Here is an 18,663-nt window from a genome sequence, read left to right as displayed (position 1 = left end):
ATGCAGACTGCCCCCCGTACCCGGGTCGCCTCCCTGACCGTCCTGCTCGGGCTGCTGCTCGCGCTGATGCTCGCCGGGGCGACCAGCGCGTCCGCGCACGCCGCGCTGCTGTCCAGCGACCCGGCCCAGAACGCCGTGGTGCAGAGCGCGCCGACGCAGATCGTGCTGCACTTCAGCGAGCAGGTCACGCTGGCGACGGACGACCTCCGGGTGTTCGACCCGTCCGGCAAGCGCGTGGACAGCGGCCCCACCGGGCACAACGGCAGCGACGACACCACCGCCCGAGTGGCACTGGCGTCCGGTCTGGCCCAGGGCACCTACACGGTGGCCTGGCGCGCCGTCTCCGCCGACACCCACCCGGTCTCCGGCGCCTTCACCTTCTCCTACGGGCACACCTCCAGCACCACCCCGGTGGCCGGGGAGCAGCCGATCAAGGGCACCACCCTGGTCGGCGCCCTCTACGGCGGCTCGCGGACGGTGCAGTACGCCGCCTGCGCGCTGCTGGTCGGCTCGGTGGCGCTGGTGCTGCTGTGCTGGCCGGCCGGGGTACGGCGGCGCTCGGTGCAGCGGCTGATGCTGGCCGGCTGGGCCGGGCTGCTGCTGGCCACGGTCGCGGAACTGCTGCTGCGCGGGCCGTACGAGGCCGCCACCGGGATCGGTCAGGCCTTCGATCTGACGGTCATTCAACGCACCCTCAGTGAGCATCTGGGGACGATGCTGGTGGTGCGGATGCTGCTGCTCGCAGCGGCGGGCGTGTTCCTGTCGATGCTGGGCGGCCAGAACGGGATCGGCCGGCCGGCCGGGGACGCCGGGGACTCCGTCGAGGTCGGCGAGGTCGGCGAGGACGGCGCGGTCGACGGGTCTGCCGGGGCCGCCGGGGAGACGGACCCCGCCACCGAGCGCCGGCTGCGGCTCACCCTCGGCATCGCGGGCGCGGTGATCGCGATCGCTCTCGCCTGCACCTGGGCACTGGCCGACCACGCCTCGGTCGGCATCCAGGTCGGCCTCGCCGTCCCGCTGGACGTGGTGCACATCCTGGCCATGTCGTTCTGGTTGGGCGGACTGGCCACGGTGCTGGTCGGGCTGCGCACCCCGGTCGCCGAGGGAGGGATCGGCGTCGCCCAGGTGCGGCGATTCTCCGCGGTGGCGATGGGCTCGGTGTCGGCGCTGGTCGCCACCGGCGTCTACCAGGCCTGGCGTGGCCTGGGCAGTTGGGGAGCCCTGACCTCGACCACCTACGGCCGGCTGCTGCTGGTGAAGATCGGCGCGGTGGTGGTGATCCTCGCTGCAGCCTGGATGTCCCGCCGCTGGACCGCACTGCTCGGCAGCGAGCCGGAGGCGGTGGCGGTCACGGAGGCGGCAGCGGACACGGCGGTGGCAACGGCAACGGCGGAGGCCGACCCCGCTCAGGCACCCGCCGACGAACCGGACCCGGTCCGCCGCGCGCAGCTCGAACGCCAGGACGCCGCCCGCCGCACGGCGACCGCGCAGCGGGTCCGCGAGGCCAGCCCGGCGCGCGGAATGCTGCTGCGCTCCGTCCTGCTGGAGGTGACCTTCGCCGTCATCGTGCTGATCGTCACCACCCTGCTCACCAACGCACCGCCCGGACGCTCCGTCAGCGAGCAGGCCGAGGCCGCCGGGCAGGTGCAGCAGATCACCAGCGGTCCGGCCGACCTCACCCTGCCGTTCGACACCGGCGGCCCCGGCGCCAACGCCAAGGGCAAGGTCAGCATCGAGGTCGACCCGGCCCGGGTGGGCAGCAACGTGCTGCACGCCTATGTCTACGACAGCAACGGCAAGCCCGTGGACGAGCCGGAGCTGGACGTCACCCTCACCCTCCCGGCGAAGAGCCTCGGCCCGCTGCCGGTGAAGCTGTCCAAGCTCGACATCGGCCACTGGGCCGCCTCGGCCCTGCAACTGCCGATGGCGGGCAGCTGGCAGCTGTCGGTGAGCGTCCGCTCGGACGCCATCGACGAGACGACCGTGACCGCGACCATGAACGTGAGCGCTTGAGATGACGCAGGACCAGGACGACAGGCACGACACCCGGCAGGGGCCGTCCCGGCGGCGGCTGCTCGCCACCGCCGGGACGGCGGGCGCGGCCGGCCTCGCCGTCGGCGCGGGCGGCGGCCTGGGCGCGCACGCGCTGGCGGCGGCCCCGGCCGCCACCGCGCTGACCTCGCTCGGCGCGGACAGCGTGCCCTTCTACGGCGCGCACCAGGTCGGGATCGTCCAGCCGATGCAGGCGCGGCTGGTGGCCACCGCCTTCGACCTCACCCCGGGCACGGCCCGGCCCGGCCTGGTCTCGCTGATGAAGCGCTGGTCGGCAGCGGCGGCGGCGCTGGCCGAGGGCCGTACCCCGCCCGGCCTGGCCGACGACGACGTGGCCCTGGACGCGGGCCCCTCCTCACTGACCGTCACCTTCGGCTTCGGCGCCTCGGTCTTCCCCAAGATCTCCGCCACCGCCCCCGCGGCCCTCGCCCCGCTCCCCGCCTTCCCCGAGGACGCGCTGGACCGCAGCCGCAGCGACGGCGACCTCTGGGTCCAGGTCTGCGCCGACGACGCCCTGGTCGCCCATCACGCCATGCGCACCCTGCAGCGGCTGGCGGCCGGCGCCGCCACGGTCCGCTGGCAGATGAGCGGCTTCAGCCGCTCCCCGGGCGCGACCGCGCAGCCGCACACCGGCCGCAATCTGATGGGGCAGATCGACGGCACCAACAACCCCAAGCCCACCGACTCCACCTTCGACGCCCGGATCTTCGTCCCCGCCAAGGGCGACCCGGCGTGGATGGCCGGCGGCAGCTACGCCGTGTTCCGGCGGATCCGGATGCTGCTGGACAGCTGGGACCAGCAGTCCACGGACCGTCAGGAACGGGTCATCGGCCGCCGCAAGGGCTCCGGCGCCCCGCTGTCCGGGGGAACCGAGACCACCGCCGTCGACCTCGACAAGCAGAACGCCGACGGCTCGCTGGCCATCCCCGGCGACGCCCACATCCGGGTCGCCACCCCGGACGCCAACCAGGGCGCCGCGATGCTCCGCCGCGGCTACTCCTACCACGACGGCTTCCGCAGCGACGGCGCCCCCGACGCCGGCCTGCTCTTCACCGCCTTCCAGGCCGACCCGCTCACCGGCTTCGTCCCGGTCCAGCGCAAGCTCGCCCGCGGCGACGCCCTCTCGGTCTTCATCCGCCACGAATCCAGTGGCCTCTACGCCGTCCCGGGCGGTGTGCCCGCCGGTGGGGGATATGTCGGCCAGGCCCTCCTGGAGTCCTGACCAACCCCCTTGACCTGGAAGCATTCTCACGCGCTACGCTCAGCCCCCACACAGACCTCACACGAAGCACCGGCCGGAGTCAGCAGCGCGCCCACACGCGCTCCCCCGGCCCGGGGGGACATCCGCATGCCGCGCAGACGCGCACTGACCGCAGCCACCGCCGTCACCACCCTGCTCCTCACCGCCCTCGGCACCGCCGCCGCCCGCGCCGACACCCCGACGACGCTGTATGTCGACCGGACGTCCACCGCCTGCAGCGACACCGGGCCGGGCAGTGACGCTGCCCCCTTCTGCACAGCGCAAGCGGCCGCCGACACAGTGGAACCCGGACAGACCGTCATGCTTCGCAACGCAACCGCCTCTGGGCCGGTTGTCATCAGTCGGTCGGGGACGGCAGCGGCACCGATCACCTTCTCCGGAGTGCTCACGAACCAAAGCGTCCCCGGTATTGACGGCGCTCTGCTGACCATCAGGAACGCCCAGTACGTCAACCTCGACAGTCTGCGGACGCATGCGACCGGCGGCGCAGCCTCCGTCGCTCTGGTCAACGCACAGCACATCAACCTGAGTCGGTCGACGCTGATGAGCGCGGGCTCAGGGACCAGGGACGGTCTCGACATCGATGGCAGTTCGTCCGATGTGAACGTGACAGCCAGCAGCTTCCTCGCCTACCTCGGCACTGCAGTCAAGGTGGCCGCCGGTGCGTCCCACGTCACCGTGGCCAGTTCCTGGCTCACTGTCGCACAGGCGAACGACATAGGTCTCGACGCCGAGGGCACGACCGATCTGCGTGTCGCAGGCGTCAGCGTGGAAGTGCAGAACGGGACGGGTCTCAGCATCACCGGAAGCTCATCCGGATCCGTCGAGAACACCGCGATCTCGCCGCTGTCCCATACACAGATCGTCGTTTCGGCCGACTCGGCGGCCTTCGTCACGGCGGACTACAACGCCGTCACAGCGGACCCGAGCACCGACACCTACCGCTCCGCCTACAACTGGGGCGGACAGCGGTTCACGTCGAGCGCGGAGTTCTACGCGGCCACCGGCCAGGGGCGACACGATCTGGACACCCTGGCGCTTGATGCCCCGTTCCCCGCTGTCGCCGACGGGTCCCCGCTGATCGACTCCGGCGACGCCGACGCCCCGGGCGAGTCCGCGACCGACGTCGGCGGTCGTGCCCGTGTCGACGACCCGCTCGTGCCCAACACCGGGACCGGCGCAGGTACGACCGACCGCGGCGACTCCGAGTTCCAGGACCCGCTCACCGTCTCGGCCGTGACGATGGCGCCGACCCAGGGACCGGCGCCCCTGCCGGTGACCGTGACCGCCGCTGTCCAGAACACGTGGTCGACTCCGGTCACCGGCTACACCTTCGACTTCGGCGACGGCACCCCGACCCAGGACTCGACGGTACCGAGCATCAGCCACACGTTCCAGAACCCCGCGTTGGCCGCCGGGGGCACCTACACGGTGACCGTCACCGTGCACGGGGCGGACGGGGTGTCGGGCAAGGGAACGGGAACCATCAAGGTCGGCAGCCCCGGGCCGCTGGTCCCGCACCTGGGCTTCAGCACGTCGTCCACCAGTCCGAGCTCCGTCGGGGCAACCCTCTCCGCCATTTCCCCCTGGGCGGTGACCGGCCACACGGTCGACTTCGGTGACGGCTCACCCGTGGTGCACGCCGACGGACCCAAGCCGCAGCTGCAGCACACCTTCCCCGGCCCGGGGACCTACACGGTCACGGACACCGCCACCGACGCCGGCGGCCGGTCCGCGACGGCCACCCAGCAGGTGACGCTGGGCACGTCCTTCACTCCGCTGGTGTACCCGCCGCGGGTCTTGGACACCCGTATCGGCACCGGGGGACGCAAGGCGAAGATCGGCCCAGGCGGCATCGTGAAGATCAAGGTCGCAGGCGCGCAGGGCATCCCCGCCAAGGGAGTAGCGGCGGTCACGATGAATGTGACCGATGTCAACGCCTCCACCGACGGCGTGATCACCGCTTACCCGGACGGCTCGGCCCGCCCCGGCACCTCCAACCTCAACTTCCGGGCCGGGCAGGTCAACCCCAACCTGGTGACGGTCCCGGTCAGCAACGACGGCTACGTCGACCTCTACAACGCCAGCGGCAGTGTCGACCTCGTCGCCGACATCCAGGGGTACTTCCGCACCTCCCCCGTCAACGCCTGGGATCCGTCCGCTACGTACTACCTGCCGACGACGCCCACCCGGGTCGTCGACACCCGGATCGGCACCGGTGGACAGAAGGCGCCGTTGCAGCCCGGACAGTGCCTCACCCACAGCTTTCCCGCCGTGCTGCCCGGCAACGGCGCGGTGGCGGCGGCAGTACTCAACGTCACCGCGACAGGGGCGAGTTCAGGCGGCTGGATCGGTGTCTACCGCGGGGGATCGGTCCAGTCCATCGCCTCGAACCTGAACTTCCAGGCCGGACAGACCACCTCCAACCTCGTCGTCGTCCCGGTCTCCGACGGCGCTCAGTTCTGCAACCACGCAGGCAGTGTGAGCCTGATCGTCGACGTACAGGGGTACTACTTCTCCTACGGCGGGCAACCGGCCACCGGCTATCTCCCGCTCGCTCCGAGCCGGCTCGTCGACACCCGTAACGGGACCGGGGCGCCCAAGCGGCGTCTGGGCCCCAACTCCACCCTGCGCATCAAGGTCACCGGCACCCACGGCGTCCCCGTCGGTGCCACCGCGGTCACCCTCAACCTGACCGGTATCGGCAGCGACAAGGGCACCTACCTCACCGCCTACAGCGGCGGCACCCGCCCCACCGCGTCCAACATCAACCTCGCCCCCGGCCAAACTCGGCCAATCCTGGCCACCGTCCCCGTCGACAGCAGCGGCTACATCACCGTCTACAACTACAACGGCACCGTCGACGTCGTAGCCGACCTCGAGGGCTACTACGCGCCCGTCGCGCCCCTTCCCTAGCCGCCCGGCCGTACCGAAAAGCCCAGAGGAAGCCTCCCACATGCCGCGCACCCGCGCCGTAATAGCCATCACCAGTGCCGCCCTCCTACTCAGCGGCCTCGGCACAGCCACGGCCCACGCCGAGGCACCGGTCACGGACCTATACGTCAACAGCAGTTCCAGTACCTGCAACCAGACCGGCCCTGGCACACAGGCGATTCCGTTCTGCTCCGTCCAGGAGGCCGCCGACGTGGTGGACCCTGGGCAGACCGTACACATTCTGAGCTCGGCTCAGCCGACGGCACCCATAGTCATCAGCCGATCAGGTACGCCGGACGCACCCGTCTCCTTCGTCGGCTCTGGCTCTTCGCCCGACTTCACCGCCATTGCCGCGCCCTCGGCCCCGAACACAGGTCAAGCCCTGGTCTCCATCGAGAACGCGCAGTATGTCTCGTTGAGCAACCTGCGGCTGGAGTCGCACACGGAGACGGCGGTCAGATCCATCAACTCTCAGCACATAGAACTCGATCACGTCGACGTGATCGGCTCCGATTCCCCTCTCACGCCCGTCGCCTCTCCCGCGGACGGTGTCGACATCGACGGCACGTCGTCCGATGTGGTGATCAGCCACTCCCAGAACCAGGGAAGTGCAGGGAGCGCGATCGCCGCCAAGGCTGGGGCCGCTCATATCGTCCTGGCCAGCGACGCGCTTGTCTCGGTCGGCTCCGCCGTCAACGCGGACAGCGTCGACGACCTCGAAGTCGCGGGCGTCACCATCCTGAACGTCGGCGGTGGAGTCCGGATCACCGGAACGTCCACCGGTTCGGTCGAGAACACGGTGGTAGTCCCCGACTTTCGAACCGGCACGGTCGGCAACGTCGCCGTCTATGTCTCGGCCGAGGCGTCAGGCGGCGTCAGCGCCGACTACAACGTGGTCACCCCCTTCAATAACGGGGCGGAGTACTCCTGGGGCGCCACTGTTTACACGTCCACCTCGGCCTTTCATGCCGCTACCGGCCAGGGCCTGCATGATGTGGACAACCCACCGGGTCTGTCCGCCACCCCCGTGGAAGGGTCGCCCGTCATCGATTCGGGGGACGCCGACGCCCCCGGGGAGTCCAGCACCGACTACCGCGGGCAGCCCCGAGTCGACGACCTCCTGGTGGCGAACACCGGCACGGGCAACGGCTACGTCGACCGGGGCGGCATGGAATACCAGGACCGCTTCTCAGCCTCCGCCACCACGACCACGACCGGCCTCGGCGACCAGACCTATCCGCTGGCCGTCACCACGACCACCTCGGTCAACAATCCCTGGTCGGAAGGTGCCACCTACAGCTACGACTACGGTGACGGCACGAGGCCGACAGTCACTAGGGACCCCAGTCCCCAGCAGCACACGTACACCGGGCCCCCTTCCGACGACAGCGGCGTCTTCACCGTAAGGGTCACCGTCCAACGGGACTCGGGTACGTCGACCACCTTCTCCCAGCGGCTCAGCGTGCTGAAGGACGGCCCACTGGTAGCCGAGGCGTGGCAGTCGACTCTGGCCCATCCGGAGGAAGCCGGGGTGGTCACGCTCTACGACCAGTCGAACGACCCCTACAAGATCACAAAGATCTCCACGGACTGGGGCGACGGCTCCGCTCCCACGGTCTCCGCACCCGAGAATCTCACCCCGGGGAATAGCGAGATCATCCGGCACGGGTACGCCGACCCCGGCGTTCACACCGCCGTACAGACGGTGATCGATGCCGCCGGGCACTCAGTGTCCAACACCGTCCAGGGGGTCGCCGGCACCGCATACGAGGCCTACAGCAGTCCTGAGCGGATCCTCGACACTCGGTCCGGACTCGGAGCGGCGAAGCGCAAGGTCGGTCCAGGAGGCGTCCTGAAGCTGAGGATCACCGGGACGTCAGCAGACACCGGCACTGCACCGACCGCAGTCACCTTGAACGTGACCGATGCCGATGCCACCGCCGCCAGTTGGGTGACCGCCTATCCGGACGGCTCCGCACGTCCCACCGCTTCCAATCTCAACTTCCAGGCCGGACAGAGCAATCCCAACCTGGTTACGGTCCCTGTGGGCGCCGATGGCTGTGTCGACCTCTACAACGCGAGTGGCTACGTCGACCTCATCGCCGACATCCAGGGGGAGTACGACATCACCCCGTCCAACGACGGGCATGCCAGTACGTTCCTGCCGAACACCCCCACCCGGATCCTCGACACCCGTCACGGCATAGGCGTGGCTGCCAAGCCCGTAGGCCCGGGCAGCACCATCTCGGTGCCTCTGCCGTCCTCCCTGGTAGACAGCGGCACCACCGCCGTCATGGTCGATGTGACCGCCACTCAGCCGAGTGCCCGCAGTTGGATCGCCGCCTACGCCGGCGACGGAACATTGCCGACCACGTCCAATCTCAATTTCAGCGTCGGCCAGACCACCTCCAATCTGGTGATCGTCCCGGTGGACAGCTCCCATAAGATCAAGTTCTATAACCGGGCCGGTCAGACCGCGATCATTGCGGATGTCCTCGGTGTTTTCACGAACGAGGCCAGGGGGACCTTCTATGTTCCGCTCGCTCCCGCCCGCCTGGTGGACACCCGCTCCGGACTCGGTACCGCGAAGAAGCGTTTGGGCCCGAACTCGACCCTGCAGATCAACGTCAGCGGCACCCATGGCATCCCTACCGGTGCCACCGCGGTCACCCTCAACCTGACCGGCACGGGCTCAACCGCCGCCACCTACCTCACGGCGTACAGCAGCGGAACAGTCCCGAAGACGTCCAACATCAACCTGGTCCCGGGCCAGACCCGCCCCGTCCTCGTCACTGTCCCCATTCGCGCAGACGGCACCGTCCTCATCTACAACTACACCGGCAGCATTGACGTAGTAGCCGACGTCCAGGGCTACTACGCACCGTAGAAGCCCTCGACCTGGAGGATTGCCACGCATCGCAGCAGCAGCGACCATAGGATGAGACCTCGGGACGCCGCGGGGCGGCAGTGGTTACCGTTGCTGTGGTCCACTGTCGTCGGCCGATGGTCGGCAGCCCGTCCTACGGAGGCCCCGGTTGTCCGCGACCCGCTACACCTACCTCGGTCCCGAGGGCACCTTCACCGAGGCCGCGCTGCGCACGCTGCCCGAAGCGGCGACGCGGGAGCTGGTGCCCTCGGTGTCGGTGCCGGCGGCGCTGGACGCGGTGCGGAACGGGGAGGCCGCGGCGGCGCTGGTGCCGATCGAGAACTCGGTGGAGGGCGGGGTCACCGCCACCCTGGACGAGCTGGCCACCGGCCGGCCGCTGATGATCTACCGCGAGGTGCTGCTGCCGATCGCGTTCGCACTGCTGGTGCGGCCCGGGACGGCGCTCGCGGACGTGAAGACGGTGAGCGGGCACCCGGTGGCCCAGCCGCAGGTGCGCCGCTGGCTGGCGGAGCACCTGCCGACCGCGCACTGGGAGTCGGCGGCCTCCAACGCGGACGCCGCCCGGCTGGTGCAGGAGGGGCGCTTCGACGGGGCCTTCGCGGGCGAGTTCGCGGCGCCGCTGTACGGGCTGGAGCCGCTGGCCACCGACATCCACGACGCGTCCAGCGCGACCACCCGCTTCGTCCTGGTCGGCCGCCCCGGTCGGACCGCGGCGCCCACCGGCGCCGACAAGACCTCGGCGGTGTTCTGGCTCGCCGACGACCACCCCGGCGCGCTGCTGGAGCTGCTGCAGGAGTGGGCGGTGCGCGGGGTCAACCTGATGCGGATCGAGTCCCGGCCGACCGGTGAGGGCCTGGGCCAGTACTGCTTCTCGGTGGACGCCGAGGGGCACATCACCGACCGCAGGGTCAGCGAGGCGCTGATGGGCCTGCACCGGATCTGCCCGCAGGTGCGCTTCCTCGGGTCCTATCCCCGGGCCGACGAGGTCGCGCCGCAGGTCCGCCGGGGTACCTCGGACGAGGAGTTCAGCCGGGCCGCCGACTGGCTCTCCCGCTGCCTGGACGGGCGCGGAGAGAAGTAGCAGGCCGCCTGCGTTCCTGTCCGCGCAGCCCCGGTGATCATGTTGGATCGCTTTGGATCACCTTTTTTGCGACCGCGTTGACGACCCTTCATCCACGGGTGCGAGTTTTCCCCAGGCCAGGCCGGGTGTGGATGGAGGGTGAGTTATCCACAGGCTGGGGATGAATCGACAAATCCCTCTGCGGCGGCCTTGGATCGAGCCCTTCGGTCAGGTCGGACATTTCGGCATACGGGCGGCCTGTTTCCCTTTTCGCCGCCCGAGGTTCGCCAAAAATCACACCCACGCCACCAAAGCCGAGGTTTAGCCGCCCATCAAGGTGGTCCGGAGTACCATCCCGAGCCCCCTCGGCGATCCACAGGCCGGCTTCGCCAACTGTGGACAAATCCATGAATCCTCGGGAGTCATCGAGATATCCACAGGGCGGAGCGGGTTATCCCCAGGCGGCCCCATTGTCACAGACTCACTCATTGCAGTCATAGTAGGACAGAGAGTGTCAGTCTGTGATCATTTGACGGGGAATTCGAAAGAGTAGCCCTTGCTGACGAGCTCCGGCAGCAGTTGCTTCAGTGCCGCCACCGTCTGCGAGCGGTCCCCGCCCCCGTCGTGCATCAGGATGATCGCCCCCGGCACCAATTCCTTGTGGATATTGGAGAGGATCCGGGGAACGCCCGGTCGCATCCAGTCCTGGCTGTCCACGGTCCAGCCCAGCGGACGCAATCCGTTCTGCGCGGAGATGTGCCGGTTCAGCGGGGAGAAGTCACCGCCGGGCGCACGGAACCAGTCGACCTGGGTTCCCGGACCGCCCGCGTTCTCGATCATCGTCTTGGCGCCGGCGATCTCGTAGGTCTGCCGCTGCGCGGTCCACTTGCTCATGGCCTCGTTGTGCGACACCGAGTGGTCGCAGAGCCGGTCGCCGGCCGCCCTGATCGCCTTGACCGTCGCCGGGGAGGCCTTGGCGTTGGGGCCTATCTCACAGAAGGTCGCATGGGCGTGGTACTGGGCCAGCACCGCCAGGATCCTCGGCGTCCACACCGCGCTGGGACCGTCGTCGAAGGTGAGCGCCACCACATGGCCCTTGGCCCCGGTGGTGTACTCGATCAGCGGGTTGACCGCCGCCGTCCCGCCGGGCGGGACGTTGTCGCCGGAGGTGCTCTTCGCGGTCGGCGAACCGGAGGGCTGCACGGCGCCGCCGGAGGCCCCGGAGGATCCCGCCGAGGGCTTGCCGGCCTGGACCCGTCCGCCGGACCCGCATCCCGTCAGCGTCACGGCCAGCGCCGCGACCGCCGCACCCGCCAGCGCTATTCGGATGTTCGTACGCATGCCCATGGGGTCCCCCCGAAGTCGTTCTGCTGCCGGTCCCCACCCTTGCAGGCCGTCGGGCGGCTGTGGAGCCGCTGTACCGTCCTGGTGGCGGACAGGGACAAATGTGTGACAAACCACCGCACAGCAGACCATCGGCGGTCACCGGCAGTGGCCCGGCAGTGGCCCGGCAGTGGCACGGACCCTGCGCAGCATAAGGAGCGGCAGGCGGCAGCCCGGGACCGGTAGGCTCGTCCCCGTGATTGACCTTCGCCTGCTCCGTGAGGACCCTGACCGTGTGCGCGCCTCGCAGCGTGCCCGAGGAGAGGACGTCGCCCTTGTCGACGCCCTCCTCAGTGCTGATGAGCGGCGCAGGTCCTCCGGTTCCCGCTTCGACGAACTGCGCAACGCCCAGAAGCTGATCGGCAACCAGATCCGCAGCGCCCAGGGCGAGGAGAAGGCCGGCCTGCTCAAGCAGGCCTCCGCCCTCGCCGCCGAGGCGAAGGCCGCCAACGCCGAGCAGTCCGAGGCGGACGACGAGGTCAAGCGGCTGCAGGGGCAGTTCGCCAACCTGCTGCACCCCGACGCCCCGATCGGCGGCGAGGAGGACTTCGTCACCCTGGAGGAGGTCGGCCTCCCCCGCGACTTCGCCGCGGAGGGCTTCGAGCCCCGCGACCACGTGGAGCTGGGGCGGATCCTCGGCGCCATCGACATCGAGCGAGCCGCCAAGGTGTCGGGCTCGCGCTTCTACTACCTGACCGGCATCGGCGCGCTGCTGGAGCTGGCCCTGGTCAACATGGCCATCGCCCAGGCGGTCGAGGCCGGCTTCATCCCGATGCTGACCCCCGCCCTGGTCAAGCCGCGGGCCATGGAGGGCACCGGCTTCCTCGGCCAGGCCGCCGAGAACGTCTTCCGGCTGGAGGAGGACGACTTCTACCTGGTCGGCACCTCCGAGGTGCCGCTGGCCGGCTACCACATGGACGAGATCATCGACGCGGACCGGCTGCCGCTGCGCTACGCCGGCTTCTCGCCCTGCTTCCGCCGCGAGGCCGGGACCTACGGCAAGGACACCCGCGGCATCATCCGGGTGCACCAGTTCGACAAGGTCGAGATGTTCGTCTACACCTCCCCCGAGGAGGCCGAGGCCGAGCACCAGCGCCTGCTGGAGTGGGAGAAGCAGTTCCTCGACAAGCTGGGCCTGGCCTACCGGGTCATCGACGTGGCCTCGGGCGACCTGGGCTCCTCGGCGACCCGCAAGTTCGACATCGAGGCCTGGATCCCCACCCAGGGCAAGTACCGCGAGCTCACCTCCACCTCCAACTGCACCGAGTACCAGTCGCGCCGGCTGGACATCCGGATGCGCGGCGAGGGCGGCAACCGTCCGCTGGCGACGCTGAACGGGACGCTGTGCGCGGTGCCGCGCACCATCGTCGCGATCCTGGAGACGCACCAGCAGGCGGACGGCTCGGTGGTGGTCCCGGAGGCGCTCCGGCCCTACCTCGGCGGACGCTCCGTCCTGGAGCCGGTCGGCAAGTGAGCGGCACCAGCGGGAAACCCTCCCGCCCGTACGACCTGATCGCGACGGACCTCGACGGCACGCTGCTGCGCTCCGACCACACCGTGTCGGAGCGCACCCGGCGGGCACTCGCGGCGGCTGCCGCCGCCGGGGCCCAGCACATCGTGGTGACCGGCCGCTCCGCCTCGTGGACCCGGCCGACGCTGGACGCCATCGGCTACACCGGCCTGGCCGTCTGCAGCCAGGGCGGCCAGGTCTACGACGCGGGCGCGCACCGGCTGCTCACCTCGATCACCCTGGACCGCAAGCTGGCCCAGGTGGCCCTCGCCAAGATCGAGGCGGAGGCCGGCCCGGTGTTCCTCGCGGTGGGCCGCGAAGGGCTGGACGGCGAGATCCTGGTCGGCGAGGGCTACCGGATGCCCGGCGACGGCGAAGGCGAGGAGGAGCTCCGCGCGGTCACGGACCCCGCGGAGTTCTGGGCCGAGCCGATCACCCGGCTCTTCCTGCAGCACCCGACGCTGACCGACGACGAGCTCACGCAGATCGTGCGGGAGGTCGGCGGGCAGCTGGTGGATGTGGTGATGGCCGGTCCCGGGTTCGTCGAGGTGCTGCCGCTGGGCCTGTCCAAGGCGACCGGGCTGGCCCTGGCGGCGGCCCGGCTGGGCGTGAAGCGGGACCGCGCACTAGCCTTCGGCGACATGCCCAACGACCTGCCGATGTTCGCCTGGGCGGCGCACGGGGTGGCCATGGCCAATGCGCACCCCGCGTTGGTCGCGGCGGCGGACGAGGTCACGTCGAGCAACGATGCGGACGGGGTGGCCGTGGTGCTGGAGCTGTTGTTCCCCACTGCGTGAACCTCTCCGCTGGTGGGTGGCTTGTCGCGCAGTTCCCCGCGCCCCTGGCTGATTGCAACTGAGCCAGTTGCAGAACCTCAGGGGCGCGGGGAACTGCGCGACAAGCCAGCTACGGCCGTAGAGCCCTCCAACCACGGTGACCACCCACCGCGTTAGGGTGCCGCCATGGACACACGGGTCGCAGTGGTGACCGGAGCGGGCTCGGGCATCGGTCGGGCGACGGCGCGCGCCCTGCTCGGAGCAGGGTGGGCGGTGGCCCTCGCCGGACGGCGTGAGGCGCCGTTGCGGGAGACCGCCGCAGGCGACGACGTGCTGGTCGTGCCGACCGACGTCACCGATCCCGGCTCCGTCGACGCCCTGTTCACCGCGGTGAAGGACCGGTTCGGACGCCTGGACCTGCTGTTCAACAACGCCGGAGTCGCCGCGCTGTCCGCCCCGCCGGAGGAGCTGGAGCACGAGCAGTGGCGCCGGGTGGTGGACACCAACCTCACCGGCTCGTTCCTGTGCGCCCAGGGCGCCTACCGGCTGATGATGGCCCAGGACCCGCAGGGCGGCCGCATCATCAACAACGGCTCGGTCTCCGCGCAGGCGCCCCGTCCCAACAGCGTCGCCTACACCGCGACCAAGCACGCCATCACCGGCCTGACCAAGTCCCTCGCCCTGGACGGACGCCGGCACAACATCGCCTGCGGGCAGATCGACATCGGCAACGCCGCCACCGAGATGACCGAGCGGATGAGCACCGGCACCCTCCAGGCCGACGGCCGCACCGCGGTCGAGCCGACGATGGACGTGGCCGACGTCGCCCGCACCGTGCTGCACATGGCCTCGCTGCCGCTGGCCGCCAACATCCCGTTCGTGACGGTGATGGCCAGCGCGATGCCGTTGCTCGGCCGGGGCTGAGAGTCGGCCCACCCGGTGGCCGGACCGGTCGAGTTCCAGTTGTAGGATGACTGGGCAAGAGGATGTAGGACGACCGGAGGACCTCGTACCGATGAGCAGCAACCTGCACGCCGCCGGCCGCACCTCCCTGGTCGACTCCGCCATCGAACAGCTCCGGGCCCAGATCAGCGGCGGCGCCTGGCAGGTCGGCGACCGTATCCCGACCGAGCACGAGCTGGCCGCGCTGCTCCAGGTCGGCCGCAACACCGTGCGCGAGGCGGTGCGGGTGCTGGTGCACTCCGGGATGCTGCAGTCGCGGCAGGGCGAGGGCACCTTCGTCCGCAGCAGCAGCGACCCGGCCGCCGTGCTGCACGGGGTGCAGCGGGCCGGGGTGCGGGACGTGCTGGAGGTCCGCGGCGCGCTGGAGACCGAGGCCGCGCGTTTCGCCGCGCTCCGGCACACCCGGGAGGACCTGGCCCGGATGCGGGCCGCGCTGGACGCGGAGGAGACCATCCTGCGCGACGAACCGGAGCGGGGCGGCCGCGAGGCCACCGTCGAGCACGACCTGGAGTTCCACACCGCCCTGGTCGAGTCCGCGCACAACCCGGCGCTGACCGAGGTCTACCGCTACTTCAGCGCCTCGGTCCGGGAGTCCATGCGCTCCTCCTCCGGGGACCAGGACATGCCCGAGGTCGACCTGGCCTCGCACCGCGCGCTGATCGACGCGGTCGAGTCCGGCGACCCGGACGCGGCCGAGGCCGCCTGCCGACTGCTGCTGGCCGAGCCGACGGCGGCCGTGGGCCGCCTGCTCGGTGACAACTGATCCACCCCACCTGCAACTCCGGAAAGAACGCCATGCCGCGCACCACCCTCGACGCCCCGACCCCCTCCGTAGGGACGCCGTACACCCCCGTACCCTCCCGGGCGGCCAGGATCGCCGTCCACCCGGCGACGGCGCTGGTAGGGATCCTGCTGGTCTCGCTGAACATGCGCGCCGCGCTGTCGGCGGTGTCGCCGCTGCTCACCGATGTCAGCAACGGCTACGGACTCTCCGCGACGGCGGGCGGGCTGCTGACCACCCTGCCGGTGCTGCTGATGGGCCTCACCGCGCCGTTCGTCCCCCGGCTGGTGCGCCGCCTCGGCCCCGAACGGGTGGTGCTCGGCGCGCTGGCGCTGCTCGCGGCGGGGATCGGGCTGCGGGTGGTCTCCGGCACCTGGGCGCTGTTCGCCGGCAGCGTGGTCATCGGCGCGGCCATCGCGCTGCTCAACGTGACCATGCCCGGCCTGGTGAAGCGGGACTTCCCGGACCGTGCGGCGACCATGACCGGCGTCTACACGACCTCGATGATCGTCGGCGCGACGCTGGCCGCGGCGCTGTCCGTCCCGATGGAACACGCCTTCGGCGGCTGGCAGGGGTCGATGGCGTCCTGGTCGGTGCTGGCGCTGTTCGCCGCAGCGGTGTGGCTCCCGCAGGTCCGCCGTCCGGCGGGGTCGGCCGGGCGGGTGGCCCAGCCGGTCGGGGAGCGGGTGGCCGGGCTGTGGAGGCATCCGCTGGCCTGGCAGCTCGCCGTCTACATGGGCGTGATGTCGCTGCTCTCCTACACCCTGATCGCCTGGATGCCGACGATCCTCACCGACCAGGGCATGGACCGCGGCACGGCCGGGGCGGTCTTCGCCTTCTGCAACCTGGTCCAGGTCGGCGGGGCGTTCGTCGTGCCGACGCTGGCCGGACGGATGCACAGTCAGCGGGTGCTGGTGGCGCTGATGGTGTCCTGCAACGTCGGCGGCATCCTCGGCCTGGTGCTGGCGCCGGTGGGCGGCGCATGGCTCTGGGCGGTGCTGCTCGGTATCGCGCAGGGGGGCGGTTTCGGCCTGGCGATGGCACTGATCGTGCTGCGCTCGGGGGGTGCGGCGGTGGCTTCGCAGCTCTCGGGGATGTCGCAGATGGTGGGGTACTTCATCGCGGCGGCCGGGCCTGTGGGGTTCGGGGCCCTTCATCAGCTGACCGGGGGGTGGACTCTTCCCTTGGTGCTGCTGCTGGGGTGCTGCGGGGTGGCGCTTACGGCGGGGTTGGGTGCGGGACGGGCTCACACGCTCAGGCCGTAGCTGGCTTGTCGCGCAGTTCCCCGCGCCCCTGAGGTGATTGCAACTGACGGTCCGTTGCAAAGTCCTTTTTAGGGGCGCGGGGCTCTGCTTGTTCAACTGCGTGCGCGAAACGGCGGTAGAGCCTATTCCTCCGACGCCAGCGTCAACCTGCTCAATCGGACGGCTGCAAAGGCAGTTGCACCGAGCGTCACCACGATGAGCAGCGGAATCGCCGTGGGCAGGTGCACCGAGGAGCTGACCACGCCCGGGTCGGCGATCTTGCGGGCCACCGAGAGGGCCCACTGCTGGACGCTCAGTGTCTTCGCCCCGGAGACGAAGTTGCCGACGATGCTCTCCCAGAGCAGCGAGTACATCAGGCCGACCACCACCGCGTGCCGCGTGATCACGCCGAAGAGCAGGAAGATGGAGCTGTAGGCGACCCCGGCGATGAGCGCTCCGACGCCGTAGGCCAGCGCCAGGTTCTCGAAGTTGCCGAAGAGGATGACCCCGGCGATGTAGGTCGGGACCGCCGCGAAGACCACGGTGCAGCCGATGGCCACCGCCAGCTTGGTGGTGATGATCTTCCAGCGGGGCAGCGGCTTGGCCAGCAGGTAGATGATCGAGCCGTCGTCGATCTCCGGGCCGATCGCCCCGGTCCCGGCGATCAGGCCGAGCAGCGGGACCAGGGTGCCCAGGGCCAGGGTGCCCAGGATGTTGACGGTGGTGGACTCGTCCTGGCCGGCGGCGGCCCGGATCACCACCGACAGGATCAGCAGCAGCGCGGGCACCGCGAGCAGCAGCAGGCCGCGGCGGCGGCCTAGCAGGCCGCGTACGGTCAGCCGGGCGACGGTGATGTTCACGGGCGGGTCACCTTCTTGTCGGGCTTCATCGGGCGGAGGTGACGAGGTAGGAGAAGACGCTCTCCAGGGACTCGTCGGCTGGGGAGACGGTGTGCAGGCGGATGCCTGCCTCCTTGGCGACCCGGGGCACCAGCTCCGTGAAGCGGTAGAAGTCGATGGCCTGGATCCGCAGCGCCTTCTCGGTCCAGTCCAGTTCGATGCCGGCCGTGGACGGGTCCGCGATCAGCGCCGCCGCGAGCTTGCGGTCGTCGCTGGAGCGCACCAGGTAGCGGTGCGGACGGTCGGTCATCAGCCGGCGGATCTTGCGGAAGTCGCCGGAGGCGGCGTGCCGTCCGGCGACGACGACCTCGATGTGGCGGGCCAGCTGCTCGACCTCCTCCAGGATGTGGGAGGAGAAGAGCACCGTGCGGCCGTCGGCCCCGAAGCGCCGCAGCAGCTCCATCAGGTGCATCCGCTGGCGCGGGTCCATGCCGTTGAAGGGCTCGTCGAGCAGCAGCACGTCAGGCTCGTGGACCAGCGCGGACGCCATCTTGACGCGCTGCCGCATGCCCTTGGAGTAGGTGGTGACCTTGCGGTCCTGCGCGTACTCCATCTCGACGGTGGCCAGGGCGCGTTGGGCCGCCGCGCCGGGGTCGGGCAGACCGTGCAGCTCGGCGTTGGCGAGCACGAACTCCTGGCCGGTCAGGAAGTCGTACATGGCCTCCCGCTCGGGGACCAGTCCGATCTGCCGGTAGGCCTGCTGGTTCTTCCACACCTGGACGCCGTCGAGGGTGACCGATCCGGAGGAGGGCGGCAGGAAGCCGCTCATCATGTGGATCAGGGTGGACTTGCCCGCGCCGTTGGGGCCGAGCAGGCCGGTGACCCCGGGTCCGATGGTCATGCTGACGTCGTTGACCGCGACGACGTTGCCGAACCAGCGGGAGACCTGGTCGATGCTGATGGTGGTCATGGC

General features: G+C 70.3%; 13 protein-coding genes. 10 read left to right on the top strand and 3 right to left on the bottom strand.

All coding sequences use genetic code 11. The features are described 5' to 3' along the window. The 5 genes from IF29_RS0112735 to pheA all read left to right on the top strand — a co-directional run bounded on the left by IF29_RS0112735 (position 1) and on the right by pheA (position 10,215). The gene (locus tag IF29_RS0112735; protein ID WP_037595170.1) at positions 1–2,013 is read left to right on the top strand and encodes a copper resistance protein CopC; all 2,013 of its coding nucleotides are present in this window, start codon (positions 1–3) and stop codon (positions 2,011–2,013) included. A 1-nt stretch (position 2,014) separates the two neighbouring features. Next, positions 2,015–3,274, top strand: coding sequence for an iron uptake transporter deferrochelatase/peroxidase subunit (gene efeB, locus IF29_RS0112730; RefSeq protein WP_030253525.1), 1,260 nt, complete (start codon positions 2,015–2,017; stop codon positions 3,272–3,274). Between the two features lie 126 nt (positions 3,275–3,400). Beyond that, positions 3,401–6,229, top strand: a complete 2,829-nt coding sequence (locus IF29_RS0112725; protein ID WP_030253523.1) for a PKD domain-containing protein — start codon at positions 3,401–3,403, stop codon at positions 6,227–6,229. Positions 6,230–6,269: 40 nt separating this feature from the next. Beyond that, a complete protein-coding gene (locus IF29_RS47520; protein ID WP_030253520.1) occupies positions 6,270–9,134 on the top strand; it encodes a hypothetical protein in 2,865 nt (954 codons plus the stop codon). A gap of 148 nt (positions 9,135–9,282) precedes the next feature. Next, positions 9,283–10,215, top strand: coding sequence for a prephenate dehydratase (pheA, locus tag IF29_RS0112715; RefSeq protein WP_030253518.1), 933 nt, complete (start codon positions 9,283–9,285; stop codon positions 10,213–10,215). Positions 10,216–10,719: 504 nt separating this feature from the next. Here pheA and IF29_RS41830 read toward each other — a convergent pair. Continuing rightward, entirely contained in the window at positions 10,720–11,535 is an 816-nt protein-coding gene (locus IF29_RS41830) for a polysaccharide deacetylase family protein (RefSeq protein WP_030253516.1), read from the bottom strand. A 238-nt stretch (positions 11,536–11,773) separates the two neighbouring features. On the opposite strand from IF29_RS41830, the gene serS reads away from it, so the two are divergent. From serS to IF29_RS0112685, 5 genes are all read left to right on the top strand, one after another. Next, the gene (gene serS / locus IF29_RS0112705) at positions 11,774–13,051 is read left to right on the top strand and encodes a serine--tRNA ligase (RefSeq protein ID WP_030253515.1); all 1,278 of its coding nucleotides are present in this window, start codon (positions 11,774–11,776) and stop codon (positions 13,049–13,051) included. Then, positions 13,048–13,884 carry an HAD family hydrolase gene (locus IF29_RS0112700; RefSeq protein WP_030253513.1) on the top strand — a complete coding sequence of 279 codons (837 nt, stop codon included), beginning with the start codon at positions 13,048–13,050 and terminating at the stop codon, positions 13,882–13,884. The genes serS and IF29_RS0112700 overlap by 4 nt, the downstream gene beginning before the upstream one ends. Before the next feature lie 165 nt (positions 13,885–14,049). Next, positions 14,050–14,787 carry an SDR family oxidoreductase gene (locus tag IF29_RS0112695; RefSeq protein WP_030253511.1) on the top strand — a complete coding sequence of 246 codons (738 nt, stop codon included), beginning with the start codon at positions 14,050–14,052 and terminating at the stop codon, positions 14,785–14,787. A gap of 91 nt (positions 14,788–14,878) precedes the next feature. After that, a complete protein-coding gene (locus IF29_RS0112690) occupies positions 14,879–15,589 on the top strand; it encodes a FadR/GntR family transcriptional regulator (RefSeq protein ID WP_030253509.1) in 711 nt (236 codons plus the stop codon). Positions 15,590–15,621: 32 nt separating this feature from the next. Beyond that, positions 15,622–16,872: a CynX/NimT family MFS transporter gene (locus IF29_RS0112685; RefSeq protein WP_037595093.1), complete on the top strand. Its 1,251-nt coding sequence runs from the start codon at positions 15,622–15,624 to the stop codon at positions 16,870–16,872. Positions 16,873–16,994: 122 nt separating this feature from the next. On the opposite strand, the gene IF29_RS0112680 is transcribed toward IF29_RS0112685, so the two are convergent. Together IF29_RS0112680 and IF29_RS0112675 are read right to left on the bottom strand one after the other, a co-directional pair. After that, positions 16,995–17,711, bottom strand: a complete 717-nt coding sequence (locus IF29_RS0112680; protein WP_030253505.1) for an ABC transporter permease subunit — start codon at positions 17,709–17,711, stop codon at positions 16,995–16,997. A 25-nt stretch (positions 17,712–17,736) separates the two neighbouring features. After that, entirely contained in the window at positions 17,737–18,660 is a 924-nt protein-coding gene (locus IF29_RS0112675; protein ID WP_030253503.1) for an ABC transporter ATP-binding protein, read from the bottom strand. Positions 18,661–18,663 lie beyond the last annotated feature (3 nt).

Origin of the sequence: Streptacidiphilus jeojiense (assembly GCF_000719095.1) — a bacterium.
Classification (GTDB): Bacteria; Actinomycetota; Actinomycetes; order Streptomycetales; family Streptomycetaceae; genus Streptacidiphilus; species Streptacidiphilus jeojiensis.
The sequence above is the reverse complement of the archived record's forward strand: the minus strand, read 5'-3'. Positions and strand labels throughout refer to the sequence as shown.